The sequence below is a fragment of the Aquirufa ecclesiirivi genome (assembly GCF_011250515.1).
In the GTDB taxonomy this organism is placed as follows: domain Bacteria; phylum Bacteroidota; class Bacteroidia; order Cytophagales; family Spirosomataceae; genus Aquirufa; species Aquirufa ecclesiirivi.
Map to the genome: position 1 here is coordinate 22,768 of NZ_JAANOP010000011.1, position 23,528 is coordinate 46,295.

The 23,528-nt window shown below is 39.7% G+C and carries 21 protein-coding genes; 6 read left to right on the plus strand and 15 right to left on the minus strand.

Annotated features, from left to right (window positions below):
• Positions 1 to 299: 299 nt before the first annotated feature.
• From G9H65_RS12710 to G9H65_RS12725, 4 genes are read right to left on the minus strand one after another with little or no spacing between them, the layout of a single operon-like run.
• Positions 300 to 716: a hypothetical protein gene (locus tag G9H65_RS12710; RefSeq protein WP_109322531.1), complete on the minus strand. Its 417-nt coding sequence runs from the start codon at positions 714 to 716 to the stop codon at positions 300 to 302.
• A 4-nt stretch (positions 717 to 720) separates the two neighbouring features.
• Positions 721 to 1,938, minus strand: coding sequence for an alanine dehydrogenase (locus G9H65_RS12715; protein ID WP_166375717.1), 1,218 nt, complete (start codon positions 1,936 to 1,938; stop codon positions 721 to 723).
• A complete protein-coding gene (gene tsaE, locus G9H65_RS12720) occupies positions 1,935 to 2,369 on the minus strand; it encodes a tRNA (adenosine(37)-N6)-threonylcarbamoyltransferase complex ATPase subunit type 1 TsaE (RefSeq protein WP_166375718.1) in 435 nt (144 codons plus the stop codon). The genes G9H65_RS12715 and tsaE overlap by 4 nt, the downstream gene beginning before the upstream one ends.
• Positions 2,369 to 3,073 carry an SDR family oxidoreductase gene (locus G9H65_RS12725; protein ID WP_166375719.1) on the minus strand — a complete coding sequence of 235 codons (705 nt, stop codon included), beginning with the start codon at positions 3,071 to 3,073 and terminating at the stop codon, positions 2,369 to 2,371. The genes tsaE and G9H65_RS12725 overlap by 1 nt, the downstream gene beginning before the upstream one ends.
• 37 nt (positions 3,074 to 3,110) lie before the next feature.
• On the opposite strand from G9H65_RS12725, the gene G9H65_RS12730 reads away from it, so the two are divergent.
• Positions 3,111 to 3,842, plus strand: coding sequence for an MlaE family ABC transporter permease (locus G9H65_RS12730; protein ID WP_166375720.1), 732 nt, complete (start codon positions 3,111 to 3,113; stop codon positions 3,840 to 3,842).
• Here G9H65_RS12730 and G9H65_RS12735 read toward each other — a convergent pair.
• The 3 genes from G9H65_RS12735 to G9H65_RS12745 are packed head-to-tail and all read right to left on the minus strand — an operon-like array spanning position 3,839 to position 6,441.
• Complete coding sequence (locus G9H65_RS12735) at positions 3,839 to 4,693, minus strand: transglutaminase family protein (RefSeq protein WP_166375721.1); 855 nt, start codon at positions 4,691 to 4,693, stop codon at positions 3,839 to 3,841. The two genes, G9H65_RS12730 and G9H65_RS12735, sit on opposite strands and share 4 nt — an antisense overlap.
• Positions 4,690 to 5,424, minus strand: a complete 735-nt coding sequence (locus G9H65_RS12740) for a peptidase (protein WP_166375722.1) — start codon at positions 5,422 to 5,424, stop codon at positions 4,690 to 4,692. The genes G9H65_RS12735 and G9H65_RS12740 overlap by 4 nt, the downstream gene beginning before the upstream one ends.
• 54 nt (positions 5,425 to 5,478) lie before the next feature.
• The gene (locus G9H65_RS12745; RefSeq protein ID WP_166375723.1) at positions 5,479 to 6,441 is read right to left on the minus strand and encodes an alpha-E domain-containing protein; all 963 of its coding nucleotides are present in this window, start codon (positions 6,439 to 6,441) and stop codon (positions 5,479 to 5,481) included.
• 185 nt (positions 6,442 to 6,626) lie between these two features.
• Here G9H65_RS12745 and G9H65_RS12750 point away from each other — a divergent pair, with 185 nt between their 5' ends.
• The 3 genes from G9H65_RS12750 (at position 6,627) to G9H65_RS12760 (ending at position 10,809) form a co-directional block, all read left to right on the plus strand.
• A complete protein-coding gene (locus G9H65_RS12750; RefSeq protein ID WP_166375759.1) occupies positions 6,627 to 7,658 on the plus strand; it encodes a quinone-dependent dihydroorotate dehydrogenase in 1,032 nt (343 codons plus the stop codon).
• Between the two features lie 63 nt (positions 7,659 to 7,721).
• Positions 7,722 to 10,193 (plus strand): FtsK/SpoIIIE family DNA translocase, encoded by a 2,472-nt coding sequence (locus tag G9H65_RS12755; protein ID WP_166375724.1) that lies wholly within the window; start codon positions 7,722 to 7,724, stop codon positions 10,191 to 10,193.
• 7 nt (positions 10,194 to 10,200) lie between these two features.
• A complete protein-coding gene (locus G9H65_RS12760; RefSeq protein WP_166375725.1) occupies positions 10,201 to 10,809 on the plus strand; it encodes a LolA family protein in 609 nt (202 codons plus the stop codon).
• Between the two features lie 188 nt (positions 10,810 to 10,997).
• On the opposite strand, the gene purQ is transcribed toward G9H65_RS12760, so the two are convergent.
• From purQ to G9H65_RS12790, 6 genes are all read right to left on the minus strand, one after another.
• Positions 10,998 to 11,675 carry a phosphoribosylformylglycinamidine synthase I gene (purQ, locus tag G9H65_RS12765; protein ID WP_166375726.1) on the minus strand — a complete coding sequence of 226 codons (678 nt, stop codon included), beginning with the start codon at positions 11,673 to 11,675 and terminating at the stop codon, positions 10,998 to 11,000.
• A gap of 56 nt (positions 11,676 to 11,731) precedes the next feature.
• Positions 11,732 to 13,339, minus strand: a complete 1,608-nt coding sequence (locus tag G9H65_RS12770) for a M1 family metallopeptidase (RefSeq protein ID WP_166375727.1) — start codon at positions 13,337 to 13,339, stop codon at positions 11,732 to 11,734.
• Positions 13,340 to 13,374: 35 nt separating this feature from the next.
• Entirely contained in the window at positions 13,375 to 13,761 is a 387-nt protein-coding gene (locus G9H65_RS12775; RefSeq protein WP_166375728.1) for a phage tail protein, read from the minus strand.
• A 96-nt stretch (positions 13,762 to 13,857) separates the two neighbouring features.
• Positions 13,858 to 15,174, minus strand: coding sequence for an adenosylhomocysteinase (ahcY, locus tag G9H65_RS12780; RefSeq protein WP_166375729.1), 1,317 nt, complete (start codon positions 15,172 to 15,174; stop codon positions 13,858 to 13,860).
• A 165-nt stretch (positions 15,175 to 15,339) separates the two neighbouring features.
• Positions 15,340 to 15,831 (minus strand): thioredoxin family protein, encoded by a 492-nt coding sequence (locus tag G9H65_RS12785; RefSeq protein ID WP_166375730.1) that lies wholly within the window; start codon positions 15,829 to 15,831, stop codon positions 15,340 to 15,342.
• Positions 15,828 to 18,134, minus strand: coding sequence for a TonB-dependent receptor (locus G9H65_RS12790; protein WP_166375731.1), 2,307 nt, complete (start codon positions 18,132 to 18,134; stop codon positions 15,828 to 15,830). The genes G9H65_RS12785 and G9H65_RS12790 overlap by 4 nt, the downstream gene beginning before the upstream one ends.
• Before the next feature lie 104 nt (positions 18,135 to 18,238).
• On the opposite strand from G9H65_RS12790, the gene G9H65_RS12795 reads away from it, so the two are divergent.
• Positions 18,239 to 18,949, plus strand: coding sequence for a metal-dependent transcriptional regulator (locus tag G9H65_RS12795; protein WP_166375732.1), 711 nt, complete (start codon positions 18,239 to 18,241; stop codon positions 18,947 to 18,949).
• 77 nt (positions 18,950 to 19,026) lie between these two features.
• Here G9H65_RS12795 and G9H65_RS12800 read toward each other — a convergent pair whose 3' ends face one another.
• The gene (locus G9H65_RS12800; RefSeq protein WP_317164427.1) at positions 19,027 to 20,319 is read right to left on the minus strand and encodes a UDP-N-acetylmuramoyl-tripeptide--D-alanyl-D-alanine ligase; all 1,293 of its coding nucleotides are present in this window, start codon (positions 20,317 to 20,319) and stop codon (positions 19,027 to 19,029) included.
• A 38-nt stretch (positions 20,320 to 20,357) separates the two neighbouring features.
• Between G9H65_RS12800 and G9H65_RS12805 the strand changes: the two genes are divergently transcribed.
• Positions 20,358 to 22,481: an FG-GAP repeat domain-containing protein gene (locus G9H65_RS12805; protein ID WP_166375733.1), complete on the plus strand. Its 2,124-nt coding sequence runs from the start codon at positions 20,358 to 20,360 to the stop codon at positions 22,479 to 22,481.
• On the opposite strand, the gene G9H65_RS12810 is transcribed toward G9H65_RS12805, so the two are convergent.
• Positions 22,478 to 23,434 (minus strand): sulfite exporter TauE/SafE family protein, encoded by a 957-nt coding sequence (locus G9H65_RS12810; RefSeq protein WP_166375734.1) that lies wholly within the window; start codon positions 23,432 to 23,434, stop codon positions 22,478 to 22,480. The two genes, G9H65_RS12805 and G9H65_RS12810, sit on opposite strands and share 4 nt — an antisense overlap.
• Positions 23,435 to 23,528: the final 94 nt, after the last annotated feature.

Consider the following 23,528-nt stretch of genomic DNA (forward strand, 5'->3'; position numbering starts at 1 on the left):
TCTGTCATTCGACATGACCATGCGGCTAACCTCTCAATGTAAAATGTAGAATGAGCCACTACCATTTATACTTTATAATTTATCATTTACAATTTCCTTTCCGCCTGCCGCTTCGCTCAAGCTTCGTTCCAATCTTTCGTTGGGATTAACCTGAGAAAATTGGTATTAGTTTAATTGTCTTGTTTTGAAATAGGCTGATTAATAGCGCATTATAAAATATGAATGGAATTTGAAATTAATTATTCATTTTACATTTTACATTCTACATTCTACATTCTTCATTCTACATTCTACATTCTTCATTCTACATTGTCCATTTCCTCCGGGAAAGGAATAAACACAAAATTCGTAAATTGGCCATCGACCACGAAAAGGCAGGCGAATTCTTCGATGTCTTTGTAATTTTGGACAAATAGCTCTTTGTTTTCTTCTGCCACCAAACCTCTTTGAAGAAATTCTTCTAAGGTAGAAGCGTGGTAATTCCATTTGTTGCCATTCATTTCATTCACACCAATCAATTTTTGACCAATTTCAATGGGCCTTTGAGATGTTACAAAAACGGGAAAATCGGAAAACCCTCTTTTCTTGATTTGGTAGGAAGCCTCCTTCAAGAGTTCAGATACCAAGATGAAATCACTGGAAATTAAACCCAAGTACTTGCCATTCAAGTCGGGGGAGTTGGGTGCATTGGATAGGGCTTGATAATCTTCAATCATAATGTTAACTCTTACTTAGTAATAATAATTGGATGTCTTTCACCGCTTTATGAAACAACTTACCTATCATAGGATGCGTGATGTAACCTTTATAAGCATAAACGCCCTTCATGAAGGATTTTCCCTGCCAGAGCATTTCTTCTACTCCGCCTGTTTTTCCTGCTTTCAACAAAAAGGAGGTAATTAAATTACTGATGGACAAACTGGCTGTTTGACTTACTTGGGAAGGGATATTAGGAACACAATAGTGAATTACTCCATATTTGGTAAAGGTAGGATTTCCTAAATTGGTAGTAAATGATGTTTCAAAACAGCCACCTTGGTCGATGCACACATCCATAATCAAGGTACCTTCTTTCAACTTGCTCACCATTTCTTCTGTCACGATGCAGGGCGTAATGCCATTATCTGAACGTAAGGCACCAACAATCACCTGGGCTTCTTGCAAGGCTTTGGGTAAGTTCTCCGAATCAATCACTTGGGTGATGAGCGGAAAGCCTAAGCTTTGCTTCAATCGTTGTAATTTATAAATGTCTTTATCGAAAACCTGTACTTGAATACCCGCATGCCAGGCGGCCCTTGCGGCTTGCTCCACCACTTGACCAGAACCCAAAAGCACCATTTTGCAGGGCGGAACTCCGGTAACATTACCTAACAAAACACCCGGTTGATGTTCCTTACGTAATATTTCTGAAGCTATCGGTAAAACGAGTTGCCCAGCTATTTCTGCCATGATTTTTACAAATGGAAAGCCTCCTCCATTATCTTCCGCATATTCTAAACCAATGGCCAAAATTTTCTTTTGGATTAGTTTATCAATGATTTCCACCGTTAAATGATGGTAAGAAGCACAGGAAATGAGGCAATTACCTACTTTCATTAAATCAATCTCCTTTTCGCTAGGTGGACTGATTTTGATCACCAAGGGTGACTGCCAAACTTGTGATAAATCTTCCGTAACAGAAGCTCCCGCCAATAAATAATCGGCATCTGAAAAGCCAGAACGCTCTCCTGCGGATTTTTCTATGAGCACTTCATGGCCATTGGCTACTAGTAATTGGACAGCATGTGGACTTAGTGCGATTCGGTTTTCGTATTTGGCATGTTCTTTCGGTATACCAATCAAGATACTACGTGCATTTTGTTTGGTCCAGGCCATCGCCTCCATGGGCATGATACCTTGTTGCGCTAATAATTCTTGAAAAGGATTAGATTCCATCATTCGTGCCAAATTGCTGTAAGATGACGGTGCTTTTCATCTTGAGTACTAATATTTATTTCTATATGAGGAAAATCCCACAGGTCTTCGGCTTGTTCTGGCCATTCGATTAAACAAAGATGACCAGAATCTAGGTATTCTTCAATACCAATGTCCAAAGCTTCTCGAACATTTTTCAAACGGTAGAGGTCAAAGTGGTAAATAATATCTCCAGCCTCATTTTGATATTCATTGACCAAAGAAAAGGTAGGGCTTTGTACTGATTGTAAAACGCCCAACTGTTTGCCCAATTCTTTGATTAAGGTGGTCTTACCCGCTCCCATTTGTCCACGAAAAAGATAAACGGAAGGAAATGGAGAGCTTAATGCGATCCAATCTTTTACCACAGCGGGTAAATCTTCTAAGGTATATGTTGCGCTAAATACTTGTTTCATTAGTCTAAATCAATATCTCCTAGTTGTGGACGAATCAATATTTCCTCTAATACGGTTGAAGGGGCCATTTGGTATGCTGCCCAAATGGTGGAGGCAATGTCTTCGGCAGGAATAAATCGACTAGCTGGTAAATTGACTCCATCCCAAGAAGGTGTTAAGGTAGCACCTGGTAAAATGGCGGTTACTTTGATCCCTTGGGTTTTTAATTCTTCTCTTAATACTTTGGTGAAACCTAAGAGCGCAAATTTACTGATGCAGTAAGAACCCCCTTGGGTATATGCTGTGATAGATGCGGTAGAACAAATAGTAAAAATATGTCCTGATTGCTGAGCTTGAAAAATAGGTAGCAATGCTCGCGTCAAATGGTAAGCCGAATATAAATTAGTCTCAATTTGTCGCTCCAGCGCGTTTTCCTCCTCATTTTGAATTTGACCTGGAAGAAAAAATCCTGCATTATTAATCAATACATCTAGCTGAGAACTATGCTGTAGCACAAATTGAGCAAAAGCTTGAGTTTGATCTTTTTGACTGAGATCCGCCACAAATGTATGGAGCAAAGGACTGTTCAATTCCTCCTGTAAAGCGGCTAAACTATCTGCCTTACGGGAGCAAGTAAAGGTCTTATATCCTTCGGAGATAAATTTTTTCACTAAAGCTTTGCCAATTCCCTGACTACCCCCGCTGATTACTACCGTTTTGTTCATTATATTTGAGTCTTATTGCGCTCAATTAATCCAACGCATGTCAAAATTAGGCAAATATTTAATCTTCCTTGGTAAGCTTTTTACAAATCCTGAGAAATTTAGGGTCTATGTATCTTTGGTGATTCAGGAATGCATGGATATAGGAATCAATTCCTTGTTGATTGTCACTATTGTAGCGTCTTTTTTAGGGGCCGTTACTTGTGTGCAAACAGCTGCCAATATGGACAATCCGTTTGTTCCCCAGTATATCATCAGTTTGATTGTGCGCGATTCTACCTTATTGGAATTAGGCCCAACCATCACCTGCGTGGTATTGAGCGGAAAAGTGGGCTCTAGCATTGCTGGACAATTAGGTACCATGCGCATTACCGAGCAAATTGATGCCTTGGAGGTGATGGGAATCAATTCTCAGTCCTATTTGGTATTACCTAAAATTTTGGCTTCCATCATTACCTTTCCTATGTTAGTTACTTTGGCATGTTTCCTAGGTATTTATGGAGGTTATATCGCAGGTTGGTTAACCGGTGCCATTTCTCAGCAAGAGTATATTCACGGTATTCAATTCAATTTCAAAGGAAATTACATGTTTTTTGCCTTAGTGAAATCCGTGGTATTCGCCTTTTTGATTGCCTCTATCGCTTCATTTCAAGGTTTTTATACCAAAGGCGGGGCATATGAAGTAGGAAAAGCAAGTACGGCAGCTGTGACTAATTCTTGTATTGCAGTATTAATTGCTGATTATTTATTGGCCCAATTATTAGTAGGCTAAATTCTTTCCATCTTCACTTCTGTTGTCAAACTAGATATGGCGATTCCTCGATAGGTGCCCAAAACGGGTGTGATTTCTTCTGGTAGGCAAGAGGCCGCCAAAGGAATATGATTTCCTGAGACCACTTCATGTTGGGTTGGATCATAGCCTCTCCAGCCACCACCTGGTAAATAAACTTCCACCCAAGCGTGTAAATGGTGGGTTTGATTGGGTACATCCACTGGGGCAACCCCAATGTAATAGCCAGAAACAAAGCGAGTGGCTAGGCCCATGGCTCGGCAGAGGGCTGCAAATAAGACAGCATAATCTCGACAAGAACCTTTTCTGTTTTGTAATGTTATTTCAGGACTATGCGGGGCACCTTCTTCTCGGATTTCGTAGGCAAAGTTTTGGAATATAAACTCATTGACAGCCGATAAAAATGCAGAAGTATCCCAAAGGACAGCCTTGGCTAATTGCTGAGCACAGGCATCGATATCCGGGCTGATGGCATCTTGCGTTAAATATGGACTTAGGGTTCTTTGGTAACTAGGACTGTATTGAAGTGGAAGTTTTTGACTTTCAAAAGGGAAATACACAAAATCAAAAGGATTGAATTCAGTGGTTTCTACTACCGCTTCCATGTAAATGCTCAAATGCCTCGTAGGCTGCTTGAAATACAAGATATTTTGAATATTCCCTTCTGGGTCCAGGTTTTTTGAAATCTGTACGGGCAGCGGTTGTATGTCTAAACTGATGGAGTTGACCGACAGCATAGAGCTTTTTCTGGGATGTAAATACAAGACATGCGGATCCAGTGTCACGAGTTCACTATATTGGTAATTCAAACGGTGTTGAATATGTGCGATCATGCCGGCTTGGGGCTAAAAGAAATGAGGTTTTCCATCCATTTTTCGTCGATTCCTTCCAATGAATTGCGCAAGGCGATATTCCAATCATCGGAAATGCTTTGCATATCTTCTTTGCTTAATCGGATCTCTTTGGCATGAAAACTGTTTTTTTCATAGACCACCACATCAATGGGATAATCCACGTCATTGGAACTTACTTGCGTGGCATCAAAAGATAGAAAACCCATTTTTAGGGCATCTTTTAAGGATGTTTCTGCGGTAAGATTACGGTTTAGCAAAGGCTTGCCATAATTGGAATTGCCAATGATTTGGTATTTCAATCCTTCATTGATTTCAATCCAATTTCCTTCTGGGAAAATTAAAAAGAGCTTATGTTCTTTATCTTGACTCATTTGACCACCCACCAGAGCATGGAGATTAAAATGGTATCCTTCTTTTTCCAGTGAATCCCGATCTTCGGAAGCTACTTTTTTAAGCATATTACCAAAAGCCGTAGCAGCCTCAAACATAAAGTCATAACTCGCTTCTTCCTTTTCAATGGCTTGATTGAAATAGGTGACTGCTTTATCACGCACGGAGCGTAAACCAGCTGTCATGATAAATAAACTATGTTTTTGTACTTCGTGTATGGAGATTTTTTTATTCGAGTAAACTTCGTTTCCAGCTGTAATTCGGGTATCGGCAATCGCTACTAAACCTTCTTTAACCTTAATTCCTAGGCAAAATGTCATGTGATTCAAATCAAAAATGTGCTCAAAAATACAAATTTTAAACGAAGGCTAGTCTTAGTTGACCGGTTTAAGGTCAAAATAGGTATTGAAAATAGTTTCTCCTACCTCGTTATTTTTGATTTGAAAATTATCTAAATATTGATGTAGCCCCGTATTTAAGATGTCATCAATCTCCGTGAATTCAACTTCAGAAAGAAGTTTGGATAGTTTCTTCTCGGCAGGATTAGAAAATCCATTGTCGGAAGAGGTCCCTGAAATGTCATAGAGCGAAGACTGGGCTTCTTTCAAGCAATGAACCACCGAGCGAGGAAAGTTTTTGTCCAAAATTAAAAACTCCACAATGTGCGTTGGGTTAACCACCTTGTACTGCTGACGAAACATGTTATAAGCCGATACCGACTTTAATACAGCTGACCAAAGCAATAAGTCCAATGGAGAACCAATTTCATTGACATCCGGTAAAAGTGTAAAATATTTTACGTCCAAAAAACGTGTGGTTTTGTCGGCCCGCTCCAGCAATTTGCCCAATTGTCCAAAATGCCAAGCTTCACCTCGAGTAATAGTGGAATCAACAATGCCGTAAAATAGCTGACTGCCTGATTTGATTTCTTCTAGAAAGCCTTGGTAGCGAGAAATTTCCCAGTTTTTACTTCCTTCTACCTTGTCTTTTACTTTCCAATAGATTTGGTTGACATATTCCCACATCTCCTTGGAAATACTTTCTCGAATGGTACGTGCATTTTCACGGGCGCAATAAAGACAGGAAATAATGGAGTTAGGGTTTTTAATATCAAATGTCATGTAGTGCAATACGTTCTCGCGACTGGCCTCCGAATAATGCTCAAAGAAATTAAAATGATCGGCTGTAGCCACAATGAGCGGTTCCCATTGTTCGGGAACATTGGGAGGAAGGTCTAAAGCAAGGTTGAAATTCACCGAGATAAAGCGGGCATAATTATCCGCTCTTTCAATGTATCGATTCATCCAGTATATGGAATTAGCTACACGACTTAACATAGGCTTTTATATTTATTAAATGCTTGATATTACGAATGATATTTAAAATTAGCCTTTTTTTTAAGAGTAGCAATTGAGCTAGGAAGAAAATTGAATTTGGCGACAAAATTTGGATTTTATGGAGAAGATTTTCCTCAATCTAGCCCATTTTTTGTATTTTTGAGGTAAATTAAATTCCTTCTATGATTTATCAATTCATCATTAAGCCCCTCTTATTTTTGTTGAGTCCTGAAAAAGCTCATTATGTGGTGGCTGACAGTTTACGTTGGATGATGAAAATTCCTGGAGTGAAATCCATCTTTCGTTCCTTGTTTCAGTTGGAAGATCCCCGATTAGAAAGGACGGTTTTTGGTATAAAATTTCCTAACCCTGTGGGTCTAGCGGCAGGATTTGATAAAAATGCTTCTTTGGTGGATGAGTTTTCTAATTTGGGTTTTGGCTTCATCGAAGTGGGAACAGTTACTCCTAAAGCACAGGATGGCAACCTTCAGCCGCGTTTATTCCGTTTACCAGCCGATCATGCGCTAATCAATCGCATGGGATTTAATAATGAAGGATTGGATGCCATGAAAGCACGCTTGGCGAAGCGAACATCCAAGGTAATCGTCGGGGGAAATTTGGGTAAGAATAAAATAACGCCCAATGAATTGGCCGAGGAAGATTATTGCTTAGGATTTGAAGCTTTGTTTGATGTTGTGGATTATTTTGTAGTGAATGTAAGTTCTCCCAATACCCCCAATCTGCGTGATTTACAGGAGAAGGAACCGCTCAAGAAATTATTGAGTCGATTACAATCCTTGAATGCACTTAAACCTAGCCCCAAGCCAATTTTATTAAAAATTGCCCCTGATTTGTCCAATGCTCAATTGGATGATGTTTTGGAAATAGTTCAAGAGACGAATTTGGCAGGAATTATTGCGACCAATACTACGCTTTCTCGAGAAGGATTGCAATCGGATCCTAGCCTAAGTAAAGAAATGGGAGGTTTGAGTGGGAAGCCATTGACCCAGCGTTCTACGGAAGTGATTGCCTATTTGTATCAACATTCTAACGGTAAAATACCCATTATAGGAGTAGGAGGGATACATTCTGCCAAAGATGCCTTGGATAAGTTGAGGGCAGGAGCTAGCTTGGTTCAGGTTTATACGGGTTTTGTGTATGAAGGCCCAAGTTTAGTCAAAAAAATCAATCAAGGAATCATTCAATCGGGTCTATAAAAATGATTTTGTAAATCGAATCAAAAAAGCGAAATTTACAGATAGCATTCATCCTACACCTTTATGGCCAAAAAGATTACTAGTCCTAGCAATACCCTCCAACTGAATTTTGAGAAGGATAGCAACAAGGAATCTGTAAAGAGGAGTGAATTGTCGGGCCGTATCCGACTTATTGTCGCTAGTTTTTTATTCTTAACCGGTATTTTATTATTTGTAGCGTTTATTTCCAACTTCTTTATGGGAGTGGCGGATCAAAGTGAAGTAGAACGTAGCACGCTTGATGTCATAGATGGTTCTGACATACCTGTGAAAAATTTGGCGGGTCTTTTAGGAGCTAAAATTGCGCACTTTTTCTTGTTTAGAACCTTTGGTTGGTCATCTGTCTTGTTGATTCCCTTGTTCTTATTATCGGCCTTAAAAGTGGGTTATCGCAAAGAAATATATTCCGTAGACCGTCTATCTTGGCAAGTCCTCTTTTATGTGATTTGGGGTAGTTTGGTAGCTGGTTTTTTATCCTATCAATTGGATTTACCGCATTCCTTAGGTGGAGGCGTTGGGTTTTTCTTGAATGAAAAGCTGCATCAATTGATTGGCTACATGTCCATTTTTGTGATTTTGTTCGCAGGTTTGGTTTTCATGATCTTATTCTATCAGTTAAACCCTAAACCTAAAGCGCAACCTTTGGCTGATGCATCTCAGGCAGATGAAGGAGCTCAAGCACCTTTGGTTCCTAATGCGGAGGATGCCTTGTTTGAAGAAGATTTGTTTGACGAGGATCCTAGTATACATGTTGATAATGATGATCTCGAGAAATTTAGACCCATTGTTCCTCCTTTAAAGTTGAATGCAGACGCAGAGGAGCTTGAATTAGATGAAGAATTGTCGACACAAGAAGTTCCAGAAGCACCAGTAGAAGATTTAACCTTTACCTATAAAGTTGCGGAAGTAGACCCTAATGCCCCGGTAGAAGAGGTGGAAGAACTGACTACGGAAACAAAGGCCAACGATTTAGTGGCTCAGTTTGGATTATATGACCCAACGGCTGATTTACCGAAGTACCAATACCCAACCTTGGATTTACTGAAAGAGTATGATGTGAAAAATCAGACGACACAAGTAACCATGGATGAGTTGAAAGAGAATAAGGAGAAGATTGTAGAAACACTTCAGTACTATGGCATTGGTATTTCTAAGATTGAAGCGACCATTGGGCCTACGGTGACTTTGTATGAGATTGTTCCTAAAGCAGGAGTTCGAGTAAGTAAGATTACGTCTTTGGAAGATGATTTATCGCTTTCCTTGGCCGCGATGGGGGTTCGTATTATTGGCCAAATGCCTGGAAAGAATACCATTGGTATAGAAGTAGCGAATAAGAATCGTGAAATGGTACCTGTGCGGGCGGTGATTGGTTCAGAGAAATTCCAAAAGTCGAACTTCGACTTACCTGTAACGCTTGGAAAGACCATTTCCAATGAGATTTTTGTGGCTGATTTAGCCAAGATGCCTCACTTATTGATGGCAGGAGCGACAGGTCAAGGTAAGTCGGTTGGTTTGAATATGTTATTGACCTCACTTATTTACAAGAAGCACCCAGCTACCTTGAAGTTTGTGTTGGTAGACCCTAAGAAGGTGGAATTGTCCTTATTTAATAAGTTAGAAAGACACTTTCTAGCTTGTCTTCCTGATTCCGAAGAAGCGATTATTACCGATACTAAAAAGGTAGTGAGCACCTTGAATTCTTTGTGTAAGGAAATGGACTTAAGGTATGATAAGTTGAAAGATGCAGGCTGTCGTAATATCAAAGAATACAACCATAAGTTCATTAATCGTCGTTTGAACCCCAATGATCACGACTTCATGCCTTATATTGTGTTGGTGATAGATGAGTTGGCCGACTTGATGTTAACCGCTGGAAAAGAGGTGGAGCATCCTATCGCTCGTTTGGCACAATTAGCTCGTGCTATTGGTATTCACTTAGTCGTGGCCACCCAGCGCCCATCGGTGAATGTCATTACGGGAACTATAAAAGCTAATTTTCCGGCACGTTTATCCTTTAAGGTTATGTCGAAGATTGACTCCAGAACGATTTTGGATGCGGGGGGAGCGGATCAATTGGTTGGACAAGGGGATATGTTATTATCTATGGGTTCTGAGGTGATTCGTTTGCAATGTGCTTTTGTGGATACGCCTGAGGTAGAAGAGATTTGTGAGTTTATAGGTAATCAGCAAGGCTATGCTTCGGCTTATTTATTGCCTGAGCCTGATTCGGAAGAGACAGGTGGCCAAGAGCGTGGCGATATGGATTTGAGCAATCGTGATTCCTTTTTTGATGAAGCAGCTAGGTTGGTGGTGATGCATCAGCAAGGTTCTACATCTTTGATACAGCGTAAGTTGAAATTGGGCTATAATCGAGCAGGAAGGTTGATTGATCAGTTAGAAGCCGCAGGTATAGTAGGCTCATTTGGTGGATCTAAGGCCCGTGACGTTTTAGTTAAGAGTGAAACAGAATTGGAAGAGATATTGAGAAATTTATAACATAACCATGAAGAAATTTATAGCTATTATTGCTGGAGTATGTATGAGTACCTTCAGCTTTGCACAAGCTTCTAAAGCGATTAGTTACATCGACGGGATGCAAAAAAAGTATAAAGCGATGTCGTCTTTTGCGGCGAGCTTTTCTTATGCCACGGATGGTGGCGCACCCATGAGTGGATCCATTTCTGTGAAAGGAACTAAATTTCGTTTAAAGACCGCTGGACAAGAGATTTTTAATAATGGCAAGGAAGTATCTACCTACATCAAAGAAATCAATGAGGTAAACGTTTCGGCCTTTGATCCGGCAGATAATGACTTGAATCCAGCTAAGATTTACTCCTTTGATAAAAAAGCGTATAAAATTTCATTAGCAGGAGAAGCTGGTTCAATCGCTACCATAGACATGATGCCTACTTCTAAAAGTGCACAAATGCAGAAAATCAGCATTAAGATTAATAAAGCTGATAAATCGGTAAAGGAATGGACGATCATCAATAAAGCAGGTAAGAAACAGAATTTCAAGGTGCTAAAAATTGAATCTAAATCTTTGGATGACAAGTACTTTACTTTCGATAAAAAGCAATACCCTGGGGTGGAGGTGAATGACCTTAGGTAAATTGTGAATGATGAATTGTAAATGGTAAATGATTTCGAATTGTAGTATTACCTTATACAGAAATTAAAAAAGCCCTGAATTTCAGGGCTTTTTTGTTATGTAGTGTATGGGATATTATTGTTTTATTTCAAATGAATTATAAGCCTAATGCTTCCATCACTTATAATTTATCATTTACAATTTACCATTTACAACACCAGTTGCTTCAATATTTCCAATCCATCAATATTCGCTAAATCTGGATCAGCAGCGCGCTCAGGGTGTGGCATCATACCGATCACATTACGACTCGCATTGCAAATTCCTGCGATATTAAATAAACTGCCATTCGGGTTAGCCGCATCGCTTACTTGGCCATTTTCATCACAGTAGTAAAATAAGACTTGATCATGGGCTTTTAAATCTTCCAAGGTCTTTTCATCTGCGAAATAACGTCCTTCTGCATGCGCAATCGGTATTTTATAAGCCTTATTTAGGTCCAAAGACTGTGTGATCAAGGATTGGTTGGTCGCAGCCTTTAAGTAGATGTTCTTTGAAATGAATTTTTGTGAATTATTTCTCAATAACACACCGGGCAATAAGTGCGCTTCCACTAATACTTGGAATCCATTGCAAATACCCATCAAATATCCACCATCATTGGCATGCTTAATGACATTGTCCATGATCGGAGAAAAGCGGGCAATAGCACCAGAACGTAGGTAGTCGCCATACGAGAATCCACCCGGTAAAATGATGAAATCACAGTTTTGAAGACTGGTTTCTTTATGCCAAAGCTTCACAGCTTGATGACCTAAACTTTCAATGACCCCTACGGTATCATCATCACAATTGGAACCAGGAAAGACTACTACGCCAAATTTCATAAGATGCTATTAAATATTGACCGCAAAAATAGCGGTTTTTGTTCAGAATTCCCCGATTAAATTTGCTTTTCTACTTGGAATAAAAAATGCTCAAAGTCCCATTGGGGTGCTTCGGTCAACTTTATTTGCTGCCAAGTGTCAGTAGGATGAATTCTCTCCCCTAATCCTTGGCTATGCTTGATTTCAATAGGTAAGTCAATTTCTCCAGGTACATTTTTCCATTTATAGCGCAATGTAAATGCTCCATTCGCTTCTTTCAGTTGGTAAACCAAGGTTGGAATGTCCGCCCGATGTAGGTATAAGGACATGATGGCTTTGACGTTACGTTTCAACTTCTTTTCAAAGAAATTAAGCACTTCTTCGGCATGCGTGTTTTTATGGTAAAAGGTTAAACAAAAGTCCTTGATGGTGCTGAACCAAAGCTTGTCATCTGCCACAATGGACCGCAGTGTTTGAAACATCCAGGTGCCTTTGAAATACATGTCGGAATCAGGACTTTGATAATTTACACCATAAGGGCCAATGATAGGAAAGCGATTTTTGATGTTGTTTTTTTGTCCATTCAAATAGGACTGAGCTTGCTCTTTTCCTGATTTTTCTTCCAAATAAATGGCTTCCGCATAGGTTCCTAAGGCTTCATGAATCCACAAATCAGCGTGATCAGTACATGAGATGGAATTTCCAAACCATTCATGGGCAGATTCATGTACGATGATGAAATCAAATCCGTAGTTATTGTTTTTGTAGTGGTTGCCATAGGCCACGGCACTTTGATGTTCCATTCCCCAATAATCCGTTTCTACCAGCGCATAGCCATCTTTTGGAAAAGGGTAGGGGCCAAAGTATTTCTCAAAGATGCGTAGCATTTCCTGACTTTGCTGAAAATGTTTTTTGGCTATTTCGGCATTGCTTTGAAGGACATAATAATCCAAATCCAAGGGCTTGCCATTCAGTTGAATCATTTTTTCTGACCAATGGGCATAGTCGGCAATATTAATGGATACGTTATAGGTATTGATGGGATATTGTACCTTCCAATGGTATTCCGTGCCAAATGCCGTGGATGTACTTGCCACTAGATTGCCATTGGAAACCGCCATCAGGCCTTTGGGCGCCTCGATACGGATATCCATGGATTCCGGTTCATCCCCTGGATGGTCCTTGCATGGCCACCAAACTGAAGCACCTAGGCCTTCACAGGAAACGGTTACCCAAGGTTTACCTGCTGGATCTTTGGTCCAAGAAAAACCACCATCCCAAGGTGGACGAACCGCTTTGCGGGGTTGACCTTGGTAGGAAATGAGTATTTGGTGTTTTTGTTTGACGAGGAGTGTTCTTGGGAAATCAATAAAAATGGCATTGCCATCTCGACGGTATGTTAAGGCTTTGTTTTCAAATACAATTTGGTCAATGCTCAAGTTGGAGAATAAATCTACTTGGATTTGTTTTGTCTTTTCTTTCACCACAAATTGGATGCTATTGGAGCCTGTGATGTAGGTTTTCTCCGGGTCTACCTTCACTTTCAAATCATAATGAAGTACATCATAGGAAGTACGCGCAGGCCGCAAACTTCCCCGCAAACTATCCGCATGACTGAACTTTTGGGCAGGGAGACTAAAGGAACATAGTATAGAAAATAGAAAAAATATACTTGTAGGTTTCATTAATTTTTTCACTGGTTATGGCAATGAGGTTGAAATTATTTGGTACGAGTAATGACTGTATATTCCATTTCTAAATTTTCTATGGTTAGGAAATCCGTGGGATATTTCAACGTATCTAAATCAAGTTTTATGGGATATGCATGTAAACACTGCCAAGCACGAATGACCTCAGCATCGGAATTAAGTAAAGAAATGGTCAAATTTTTGACTGGGATCTTGCACAGATTATTAAAGGCATCAATGATCAATTGAAAAGATTTCCAATTTTGACAAAGTCCTCTTTTAAACCTTATGGGGGAATGATTGTTCCCATTTTTCAAATTAGAATTTGTAATATCTAATCCAGAAACCTCTTGAAATGACATCTCGATTTTTCCGTATTGAACTTTAAAATAATATGAGGCTAGGATGTTTTCTGTCATTTTATGAATAGCAAGGTAAAAATAGCCAAGATTCCCTTGAAAGCAAAAAGCCACCCTCTTGCGAAGGTGGCTTTGGGAATAGATTCTCAAAAAAGACTAGTAACGGTAATGCTCAGGCTTGAATGGACCATTTTCTGGTACACCAATGTATTCCGCTTGATCTTTCTCTAATTTCTCCAATTTAGCACCAATGTGTGCCAAGTGCAAGAAAGCTACTTTTTCATCCAAATGCTTCGGAAGTATGTATACTTTGTTCTCGTAATTCGCTGAATTAGCCCAAAGCTCTAATTGAGCTAAAGTTTGATTACAGAATGAGTTCGACATCACGAAAGATGGGTGACCCATGGCACAGCCTAAGTTCACCAAACGTCCTTCTGCTAATACGATGATGTTTTTGCCATCAATCGTGTACATATCCACCTGTGGTTTGATTTGGTCTTTCGATGCACCGTAGTTATCGTTTAACCAAGACATGTCGATCTCATTGTCAAAGTGACCAATGTTACAAACAATGGCCTTGTCTTTCATCGCTTTGAAATGACGATCACGAATGATTTTTACGTTTCCTGTAGCGGTTACGAAGATGTTAGCGCGACTAGCGGCTTCGTCCATCGTTACTACCTCAAAACCATCCATAGCAGCTTGCAATGCACAGATTGGGTCAATCTCCGTTACCAATACACGGCAACCAGCACCACGTAATGACTCAGCACTACCTTTTCCTACATCACCATATCCGGCTACTACGGCTACTTTACCAGCTAACATTAAGTCAGTAGCACGACGAATCGCATCAACTAATGACTCTTTACAGCCGTATTTATTGTCAAATTTAGATTTAGTTACCGAGTCGTTCACGTTGATGGCTGGTAAGAACAAAGTACCATTTTTCATACGCTCGTATAGACGGTGAACACCCGTAGTTGTTTCCTCAGAAAGTCCTTTGATGCCAGAGATTAATTCTGGATACTCATCAAATACCATGTTGGTTAAATCACCACCATCATCCAAAATCATGTTCAAGGGTTGTTTTTCTTCTCCGAAAAACAAGGTTTGCTCAATACACCAGTTGAACTCTTCTTCGTTCATGCCTTTCCAAGCATAAACCGGAATTCCAGCTGCGGCAATAGCTGCTGCTGCGTGATCTTGTGTCGAAAAAATATTACAAGATGACCAAGTAACTTCTGCTCCTAAAGCAGTCAATGTTTCAATCAAAACTGCTGTTTGAATCGTCATGTGCAAACATCCTGCGATGCGCGCCCCCTTTAAAGGTTGAGCTTTTCCAAATTCAGCACGTAAAGCCATTAATCCTGGCATTTCTGCTTCTGCTAATTGAATCTCTTTACGACCCCAGTCGGCCAGTGCAATGTCTTTAACTTTAAATGGTACATATGTACCTGATTGTGATGCCATTGTGTATGATGTTGAATTGAATTTTCTTAATAAAGTGCAAAGTTAAGTCTTTTTTAAAGAAAGAGAAAATCTAGAATTGAGTTTAATTTTATCCGTTTTGTGCCAATTAGCTACACTTATTCATTTAAAGCCTAATGCAGAGCAAAATGGTAAATTTATAACAGTCTAGTTCGGGTATTTTTTATCGAGCGGTACTAACAACTGAAGTAAATCAGCTGATTTAAGATATTGCTGGTGCTGAAATATGATTTCATGGTCAGAATTTAGGATGCAAATGCTGGGGAAGGCAATAGCCCCTTGGATACTGCCTAATTTCAAAGCGAGTTCATGTATTCCAGTTTGATTTCCCGTAGGTTGAAACTGGTACTCATTCTTCGCAAAGCTCATCTTTCGTTTTTCTTCGGCATTGAGTGACACAAACCAGAATTGATTAGTTAGCGCTTGAATAACCTGTTTATTTTTAAACGTCGTGTTTTTCATCAGTTGGCAAAACTTACACCAATCCGTATGCATGAAAACAAAGACCTTTCTTTTTTCCGTTTTCTGTAAACTATCCAGTTGCTCTATAGTATAGGATTTTAATTGAGAATATACCTCAATAGGCTTCAACATGAAAAGCGAAATCAAAACCAAGAATAAGAGCTGCTTCTTTCTCATTTTTTGAATGTATATCGAATACCTAAAAATAACCTGATACCTTGGTTAGGGCCATAGACATAATTGGGATCAAAGGTTAAGGCATAAGGGTTATTTGGACTGGCTATAACTTTTCCATTATTTCCAAATTGTACTTCTTTATCAAAGGGGTCATTACTTCTAGCAATGATGAATGGATTTCCTTGACTCGGAGTCCAGTTCAATAAGTTTTTTACACCCCCGTAAATTTGAAGATCATGGAATCCATCATAGGTCATTTGTATATTTTGAATGCTCCACCAAGGAGAATAGGCTCTTCTTGGATCTTTTTCCCCAAGCAATGGCAAGCGCATGGGACTGTACATATTTCCTGTATAATCAATCGCTAAGTGCGCGGAGTTGATTTTGTAGGAGATGGCCCAGGTGCTTGTGAAATTTTCGGTTAATAGTTGCTGCTTGGTCAAACCATTTTCAGTTAGGGTATTTTCCATTAAGGTGCCTCCAACTATGACTTTTAGGCCATTATTAAATACTGCATCAATGTTTAAACTAATTCCCTTGCTTTCAGCAAAACCACTTAAATTATCATAAATAATTTTATTAGGGTCAATTTCATAATCTCCTACGATTCGATTGGTGAAATAGGTATAAAAAGCCGAAGCGTCTAGCCCAATGTAGGAATCATCCCGAGTATAAATTTTCTTAATGTAATTCGCATTGATGTTGTAAGATCTTTCTGGGTTTAATTCATTTTTTATTTCTATGATTCTTGCACCCGTTAGAGCGGCGTGATCTTCGGTAAACAAATTCACAACTCGATAGCCTGTTCCCGCATTGAATCGAAGAATATTGTTTTCATTAAATGTCCATTTATAAGCTAATCTAGGGGTGAAAATATTGCCATGGTAATTGTTATAGTCGTATCGATAACCTAGGAGTAGTTTATGTTTATCCGTGATCGAAATTTCATTTTGAACAAATATGCCAGGAAGCCATGTTTTTTGGGCTAAATTTTCTGGCTTTGTTAAGTCAGCTGTTGCTGTGGCCGGAGTATTATCGTCATAATAGGTATAGCGCAGCGCTGTTCCCATTAAAAAATCATTTTTCCCCATTTTTTTATCCCATGTCAACTGCATAAAAGCGATATTTTGCTGGGCATCATACACCGTAGTGCCGTATCTACTATCTTGATTGTGGCTATTGTATGAAAATGACAGGAGCAGCTTTTCTGTAAAGGGTAATTGATAATTCCCTAGGACTTCCCAGCGATTGGTAAATATACTTTCCCCATAAATGCTATCGCCACCTCTAAATTGTTTTTGCCACCGCATATCACCCCCCCAGCGGTCTTCATACATGTAGCGAGCAGCCAAGCTAAACAACCGATTTTCTTTGCGGTTAAAATTCCATTTTTGAAATAAGGAGATCCGATGCTGCAAAGTCATATCGGTAAAATTGTCTTTGTTGTTGTCTACTCTATTTTGAAAATTAAAATAGTTAAGGCCTGTTAATGCCGTCACTTTTTTGCCTGCATTCAGTTTAAATGCCAAATCAGCATTGTATTCACCCCAACTCGTACTAAATATATCTGCTGATGCCAAAGGGGCATTTTGTGGTTTTTTGGTAATGATATTGATTAAGCCGCCAACTGCTTCACTGCCATATAAGGATGATGCGGGACCTTTGACAATTTCAATTCGCTCCACGATGGAATTAGGAATACCGGATAAGCCATATACGGTACTCAGACTGCTGACGATGGGCATGCCATCCACTAAGACCATGGTGTATGGACCTTCTAATCCATTGATATGTATATCTCCTGTATTGCACACATTGCAATTCAATTGAGGTCTAACCCCATTGACATTTTGTAATGCCTCGTAAATATTTGGCGTGGGGTTTTTCTTAAAATAGGTAGGAGTGTAAATTTCTACTGGTACAGGACTTTCTAATCGACTTACCTCTTTCATGGTCCCCGTAATGACAACCTCATTTAAAAGCATGGCATAATTGCTTAAATCCACAGGCAGGGTCAGGTGCTCTCCTTCATTGATGGAAATGGCTTTTTCAAATTTTTCAAAACCTACGCAACTGACGCGAAGGATATATTTTCCAGCTTTGATGTTTTTTAGTGAGTAATTTCCAGACTTGTCGCTGGAAGTTCCGTAAGGACTGCCCAGTAAAGTGACACTGGCCAACTCAATGGCTTGATTCTCGGAAATGATTTTACCTGAAATATTAGCAGCTACTTGAGCATAAGAGATGTTATAGCTTAAGATCAAACAAATGCTTACTATGATTTGTAGTCTTATTTTTTTCATTTTTTTGCTATTCAAGTCAAGCAAAAGTAAATAAGTTAGACTAATCTAACAAATTAAGTTTTATCTTTTTTTGTATCTTTGGATATTAATCCCTTTTTTCATTCATGCAATTATCTTATACCGAAGAAAATTATTTAAAAGCATTGCTTAAAGTTTCATTTGACAGTGGGAGTGAAGCCGTAGGGACGAATGAATTAGCTATTTCTTTGATGGTCAAACCTGCCACCGTGAACGACATGCTCAAAAAGTTGAAGGAAAAAGGATTGGTCGATTATGAAAAATACGGGAAGATCACATTGAGTGCCGATGGCAAGAAAATAGCCACCTATATTATTCGTAAGCACCGCCTATGGGAAACTTTCTTATATGAGAAGTTGGAGTTTAGCTGGGATGAAGTGCATGATGTGGCCGAGCAATTGGAACATATTCATTCACAAAAGTTGGTTGATAAATTGGACAAATTCTTGGATTTCCCTGAATATGATCCCCATGGAGATCCGATTCCCAATCGTTTGGGTGAATTAAAAGTACAATTCAAGAAAACCTTATCTGAGGTAGCGGTGGGCAATAGTTGCAAAATGGTCGCTGTCAAGGACAATTCAAGTTCTTTCTTGCAATACGTGGTTCAAGTTGGATTAGGTCTCAATAATGAGATTAATGTATTGTCCAAACAAGAATACGATGCCATTATGGTGATTGAGGTGAATGGACAAAGATCAAGTGTGAGTCAGAAGTTTGCCGACAATATTTTTGTTGTCTGCCAGCATTGTGAAGCAGGAAAGCTTTGTCCCAATGAACGATGTACATTCAACTAAGCTTTGGTATATCTAATTTTTAAGAAGTCGATTGTTGGTCTTTCAGTTCTACTTTGAAACAAACTTGAATCTAAATACTATTCCAAAAACGGCAATACGCTTTCCAAAGAAATACCCCTAGATCCTTTGACCAACAAAAAGCTATTTTTAATCGGATGATCTTGCAACCAGATGTGCAGACCAAATTTGTCTGGAAAATAATAGGCCTTCGGTAAATGAATCAAGGCATGTTGCATATGTTGACCCACCAACAAAACTTTGTCGAAATGTTGCTGGGCAATTAATTCACCCAATGCCGCATGTTCCTCCGCAGAAGCATCCCCCAATTCAAACATGTCACCTAAAATGACAATTTTAGGATTACTTTCCGTTTCGGCAAAATGCTGGATGGCGGCCGACATAGACGAGGGATTGGCATTGTAAGCATCCATCAAAACTTGGTTGCTTCCAATATGAATGTACTGAGAACGGTGGTTGGTCGGAAAATAGCTACGTATCCCTTCATGGCATTGTTCGTCACTGAGTCCAAAATATTTCCCCACGGCCAAAGCCATTTGAATGTTTTCGAAGTTGTAGATACCCGGCAAATGACTATGAACTTGTATTCCATCTCGCGTTTGGTAAACCACGGTAGGCTTAGCCTCTACTAATTCGGTATACAAGGCCTCATTGGCCATGATAGTATTTTTAAAGCGTCTTTCAGCATGCATGTCATGCACCACGTTTTTGTCAGCAGGTAAAAACACCGTTCCATCATGGTGCGCTAAAAAATCAAATAATTCCCCTTTGCCTTTTCTAATGCCTTCTACTCCTCCAAAACCTTCTAAATGAGCTTTACCGATGTTGGTAATTAAACCATGCGTCGGTTGGGCTATATTCACTAGTTCATGAATATCCCCTTGTTTATTGGCACCCATTTCAATCACCGCTATTTCATGACTGGATTGGATGGCCAAAATAGATAGAGGGACGCCAATGTGATTATTTAAATTTCCAGCAGTAGCAAAGCAATGAAACTTTTGAGACAACACAGAAAATAATAGTTCTTTGGTCGTCGTTTTACCATTTGATCCCGTTAATCCAATGATAGGAATCTGCAAGGTCTGTCGGTATAGTCGGGCTACATCTTGCAAAGCTTGTAATCCATCCTCTACCAACAGCGTGTTAGGGATGTGAGCAAAAGCTTCATCATCAATCACGGCATAAGCGGCACCTTTGGATAATGCTTCTTCTGCCAATTGGTTGGCATTAAAATTGGGACCTTTTAGAGCAAAGAATAGATTACCTGGTGCTATCTTACGAGTATCGGTAGATACACCACTAGCTTGTAAAAATTTGTCTAAAAGTGTTACATTAGAGGTCTTCATCATAAATTAGATTACCAGGGCTTTTGGCTTACAAATATCGAATGAAATTTTTAGTATTCTTATTTTTTGGATTCCTAAGCTCGGAAATACTTGCCCAGGCACCATCTTGGAAGCAAAGTTCGCAAATCCCGGTGAAAGTCAATCAATCATTTTTAGCCAATCCATGGGCAGGAGGCTTTAATTCTGTCCAAGTGGAAAGTATGGATTTAAATGCGGATGGACTAGAAGATTGGGTGATTTTCGATCGGAGCACCCAAAAATTGAGTACTTTTTTGCGCGTTAAAAATGCATCGGGTCAAATTTCACAGGTCTACAGTCCTTTATATGAATCCCATTTTCCCAAAATAGAAAATTGGTTTCACTTGGTGGATTATAATCAAGATGGCAAAAAAGATTTATTCTGTTCGGCTCCAGCAGGGATGAAGATATACCAAAATACATCGGGGGCGAATATCTCATTTCAAATCTTGGCCGATCCTGTGTATTCCGAAGGCTTCTCAGGAAAAATCAATTTGTATGTAGCCGCTTCCGATATTCCGGCCATTGGTGATGTGGATGGTGATGGGGATGTGGATGTGCTGGCCTTTGAACCGGCAGGACATTATGTGGAGTTTCATGAAAATGTCGCTGCTAATGGTTCAGGACTGATTCAGTTCAAGAAAACGGTGGATTGTTGGGGCGACTTTATTCACAATGATTGTGAAGATGTGATATTAGGGAAATCTTGTAGTACAAGCTATATTCCTTTTCAAGTAAAAAGTCCTAATCAGGTGATGCATTCAGGGAATAGTTTGGCAATCTTGCCCAATAAAAATGGGTTACCTGACCTCTTATTTGGCCATGTTTCCTGTCAGAATCTCATTCATTTAATCAATACAGGTACAGCTTCTAAGCCTCAATTCAGCCAATTGAATTACCATTTTCCTACTGGAAACCCCGTTCAAGTGGGTGCTTTTGCTTCAGCATTTCCTCAAGATGTGAATGGAGATGGGAAATTAGACTTGTTGGTATCAAGTAATACCTATGATAATGCTTTGTATAGCCAAAATTTCCAACAATCCTTAGCATATTACCAGTTGGAAGGAGGTAATTGGGTAGAAAAGAACTCTGCCTTCCTGCAAGATCAGATGTTGGATGTAGGAGAAAATGCGGCGCCTCTTTGGTGGGATGCTGATGGGGATGGAGATCTAGACCTAGTAATCGGAAATAACGGTATTCGGGGAGCTAGGGGTGTAAGGGCAAGTTTGACTTATTATGAAAATATAGGGACAGCCCAGCAAGCTTCTTTGCTTTTGAAGAGTACCGACTTTGGCAATTTTAGCGCAGGGATACAAGCTACGGAAATCATTCCCCAAGCGGTAGATTGGGATGGAAATGGAAAGAAAGAGCTATTGATTTCATATCAAACTTTTGTAGGGGCAAAGCTGGCACTTTATACCATAGATAATAAATGGCAAGAAATCCCAGTATCCGTTCTGCAAGTAGGAGAGACACCCTTGTTTGTTGATTGGAACCAAGATGGAAAATTGGATTTATTGGTGTTAGAGAAATCGGGAAGAATACGATCCTATCAATTTCAAACAGATAAATCCTTGCAATTGGACAATGCCAATTGGGCCAATCTGCTTCAAGATTTGAATTTCATCCCGAAAAGCCTCAGCTTCTTGGATGTCAATGGGGATGGTAAAATGGAATGTTTGGTATTTGATCGAATCGGCAAAGCACAATTAATCAACTTCAGTTTGGATGGGAAAAGTGCTACACGATCACCAGCATTTACATGGACAGCCGATTTTGGTGAGCGCGTATGGCCGAGTGCAGGCGATTGGAATGGGGATGGTAAAATGGATCTTAGCCTTGGCTTAGGTGCAGGAGGTGTTCAGTTATTGGAGAATATAAGTACAAATCCCGTTGTCGAACAAGTAAACCAAGATCGCTTACAAGTATGGCCAAATCCGAGCAAAGGGCCCATTTTTGTGATGAGTGAGGCAGCAGGAGTATTGACCTTCCTGGACTTACAAGGAAGAGTCATGATGAATTCCATAGCCATTCAAGCCAAAGAAACCAAAACCATTCAATTACCTAAGGGATTTCAAGGGACGGTATTTGTCCGCTGGCAAAATCTGGCCGGTCAGACCATCGTGAAGCGTTTGCTGATCGACTAAAAGAATTTATCTGCTCCGAGGATAATTTGACGAAGGCTAACAATGATAATCACCATACCCACTAATATCATCATGGATTTGATCGGAAGTTTGTTGGCCAACCTGGCTGCAATAGGAGCTGCGACCACACCACCCAAGATTAAGCCAATGATAACTTGCCAATACCCTAAACCAATGACCGTAAAAAAGGTCAAAGAAGAAGCAAGGGAAACAAAAAACTCAGTAAGGTTCACACTGCCAATGGTGTATTTGGGATGACGCCCCGAGGCAATCAACGTAGAAGAAACGATGGGCCCCCAGCCACCTCCACCAATGGAATCTAAATAGCCACCAAATAGCGCTAAAAGCCCTACTTTTTTCAATTGTCGTTTTTCTTGTCTTTTGATCAATGCCTTCCGGATGATGATGGCACCCAGAAATAAGGTATAGATAGAAACGATGGGTTTGATATAACCCGCATATTCTTCTAGGCTAGAAATCACATAAGCCCCTAAGATGGCTCCAATGATACCCGGAATCACTAAGGTTTTAAAAAGCTTGGAATTAACATTGCCGAATTTCAAGTGCATGTAACCTGAAACGCCCGAAGTGAATACTTCGGAAGCATGAACACTGGCAGAAGCTGCGGCAGGAGAAATACCCACGGATAGTAAAAAGGTGGTAGCTGTAACACCATAGGCCATGCCTAAGGCCCCATCAATCATTTGGGCTAAAAAACCTCCTAAGATGTAATATAGAATTTCAGAATTGATGGAAGAGAAGACCACTTCCATTTTGGCAAAGGTCACATAGGTAAATAATAAATGTCCCACGATCATCAAAGCCAGCGCATTACTGATGTGAATAATCACTTCGGTAATACTTCTTTCCCGTTTCCAAATGGTTTGCACCGCGTTGAAAATGCTCGGAAATTTTCTCTTTGTATCTGAACTAGGAGGAATATTTTGGGACATATTGCTTACTCGTAAGGTAAAATCGCCTACAAAAATAGTAGACTTTATCTAATCTACCAATAAAGTAGAGTAAATATTTTTTCATAAAAAAGCC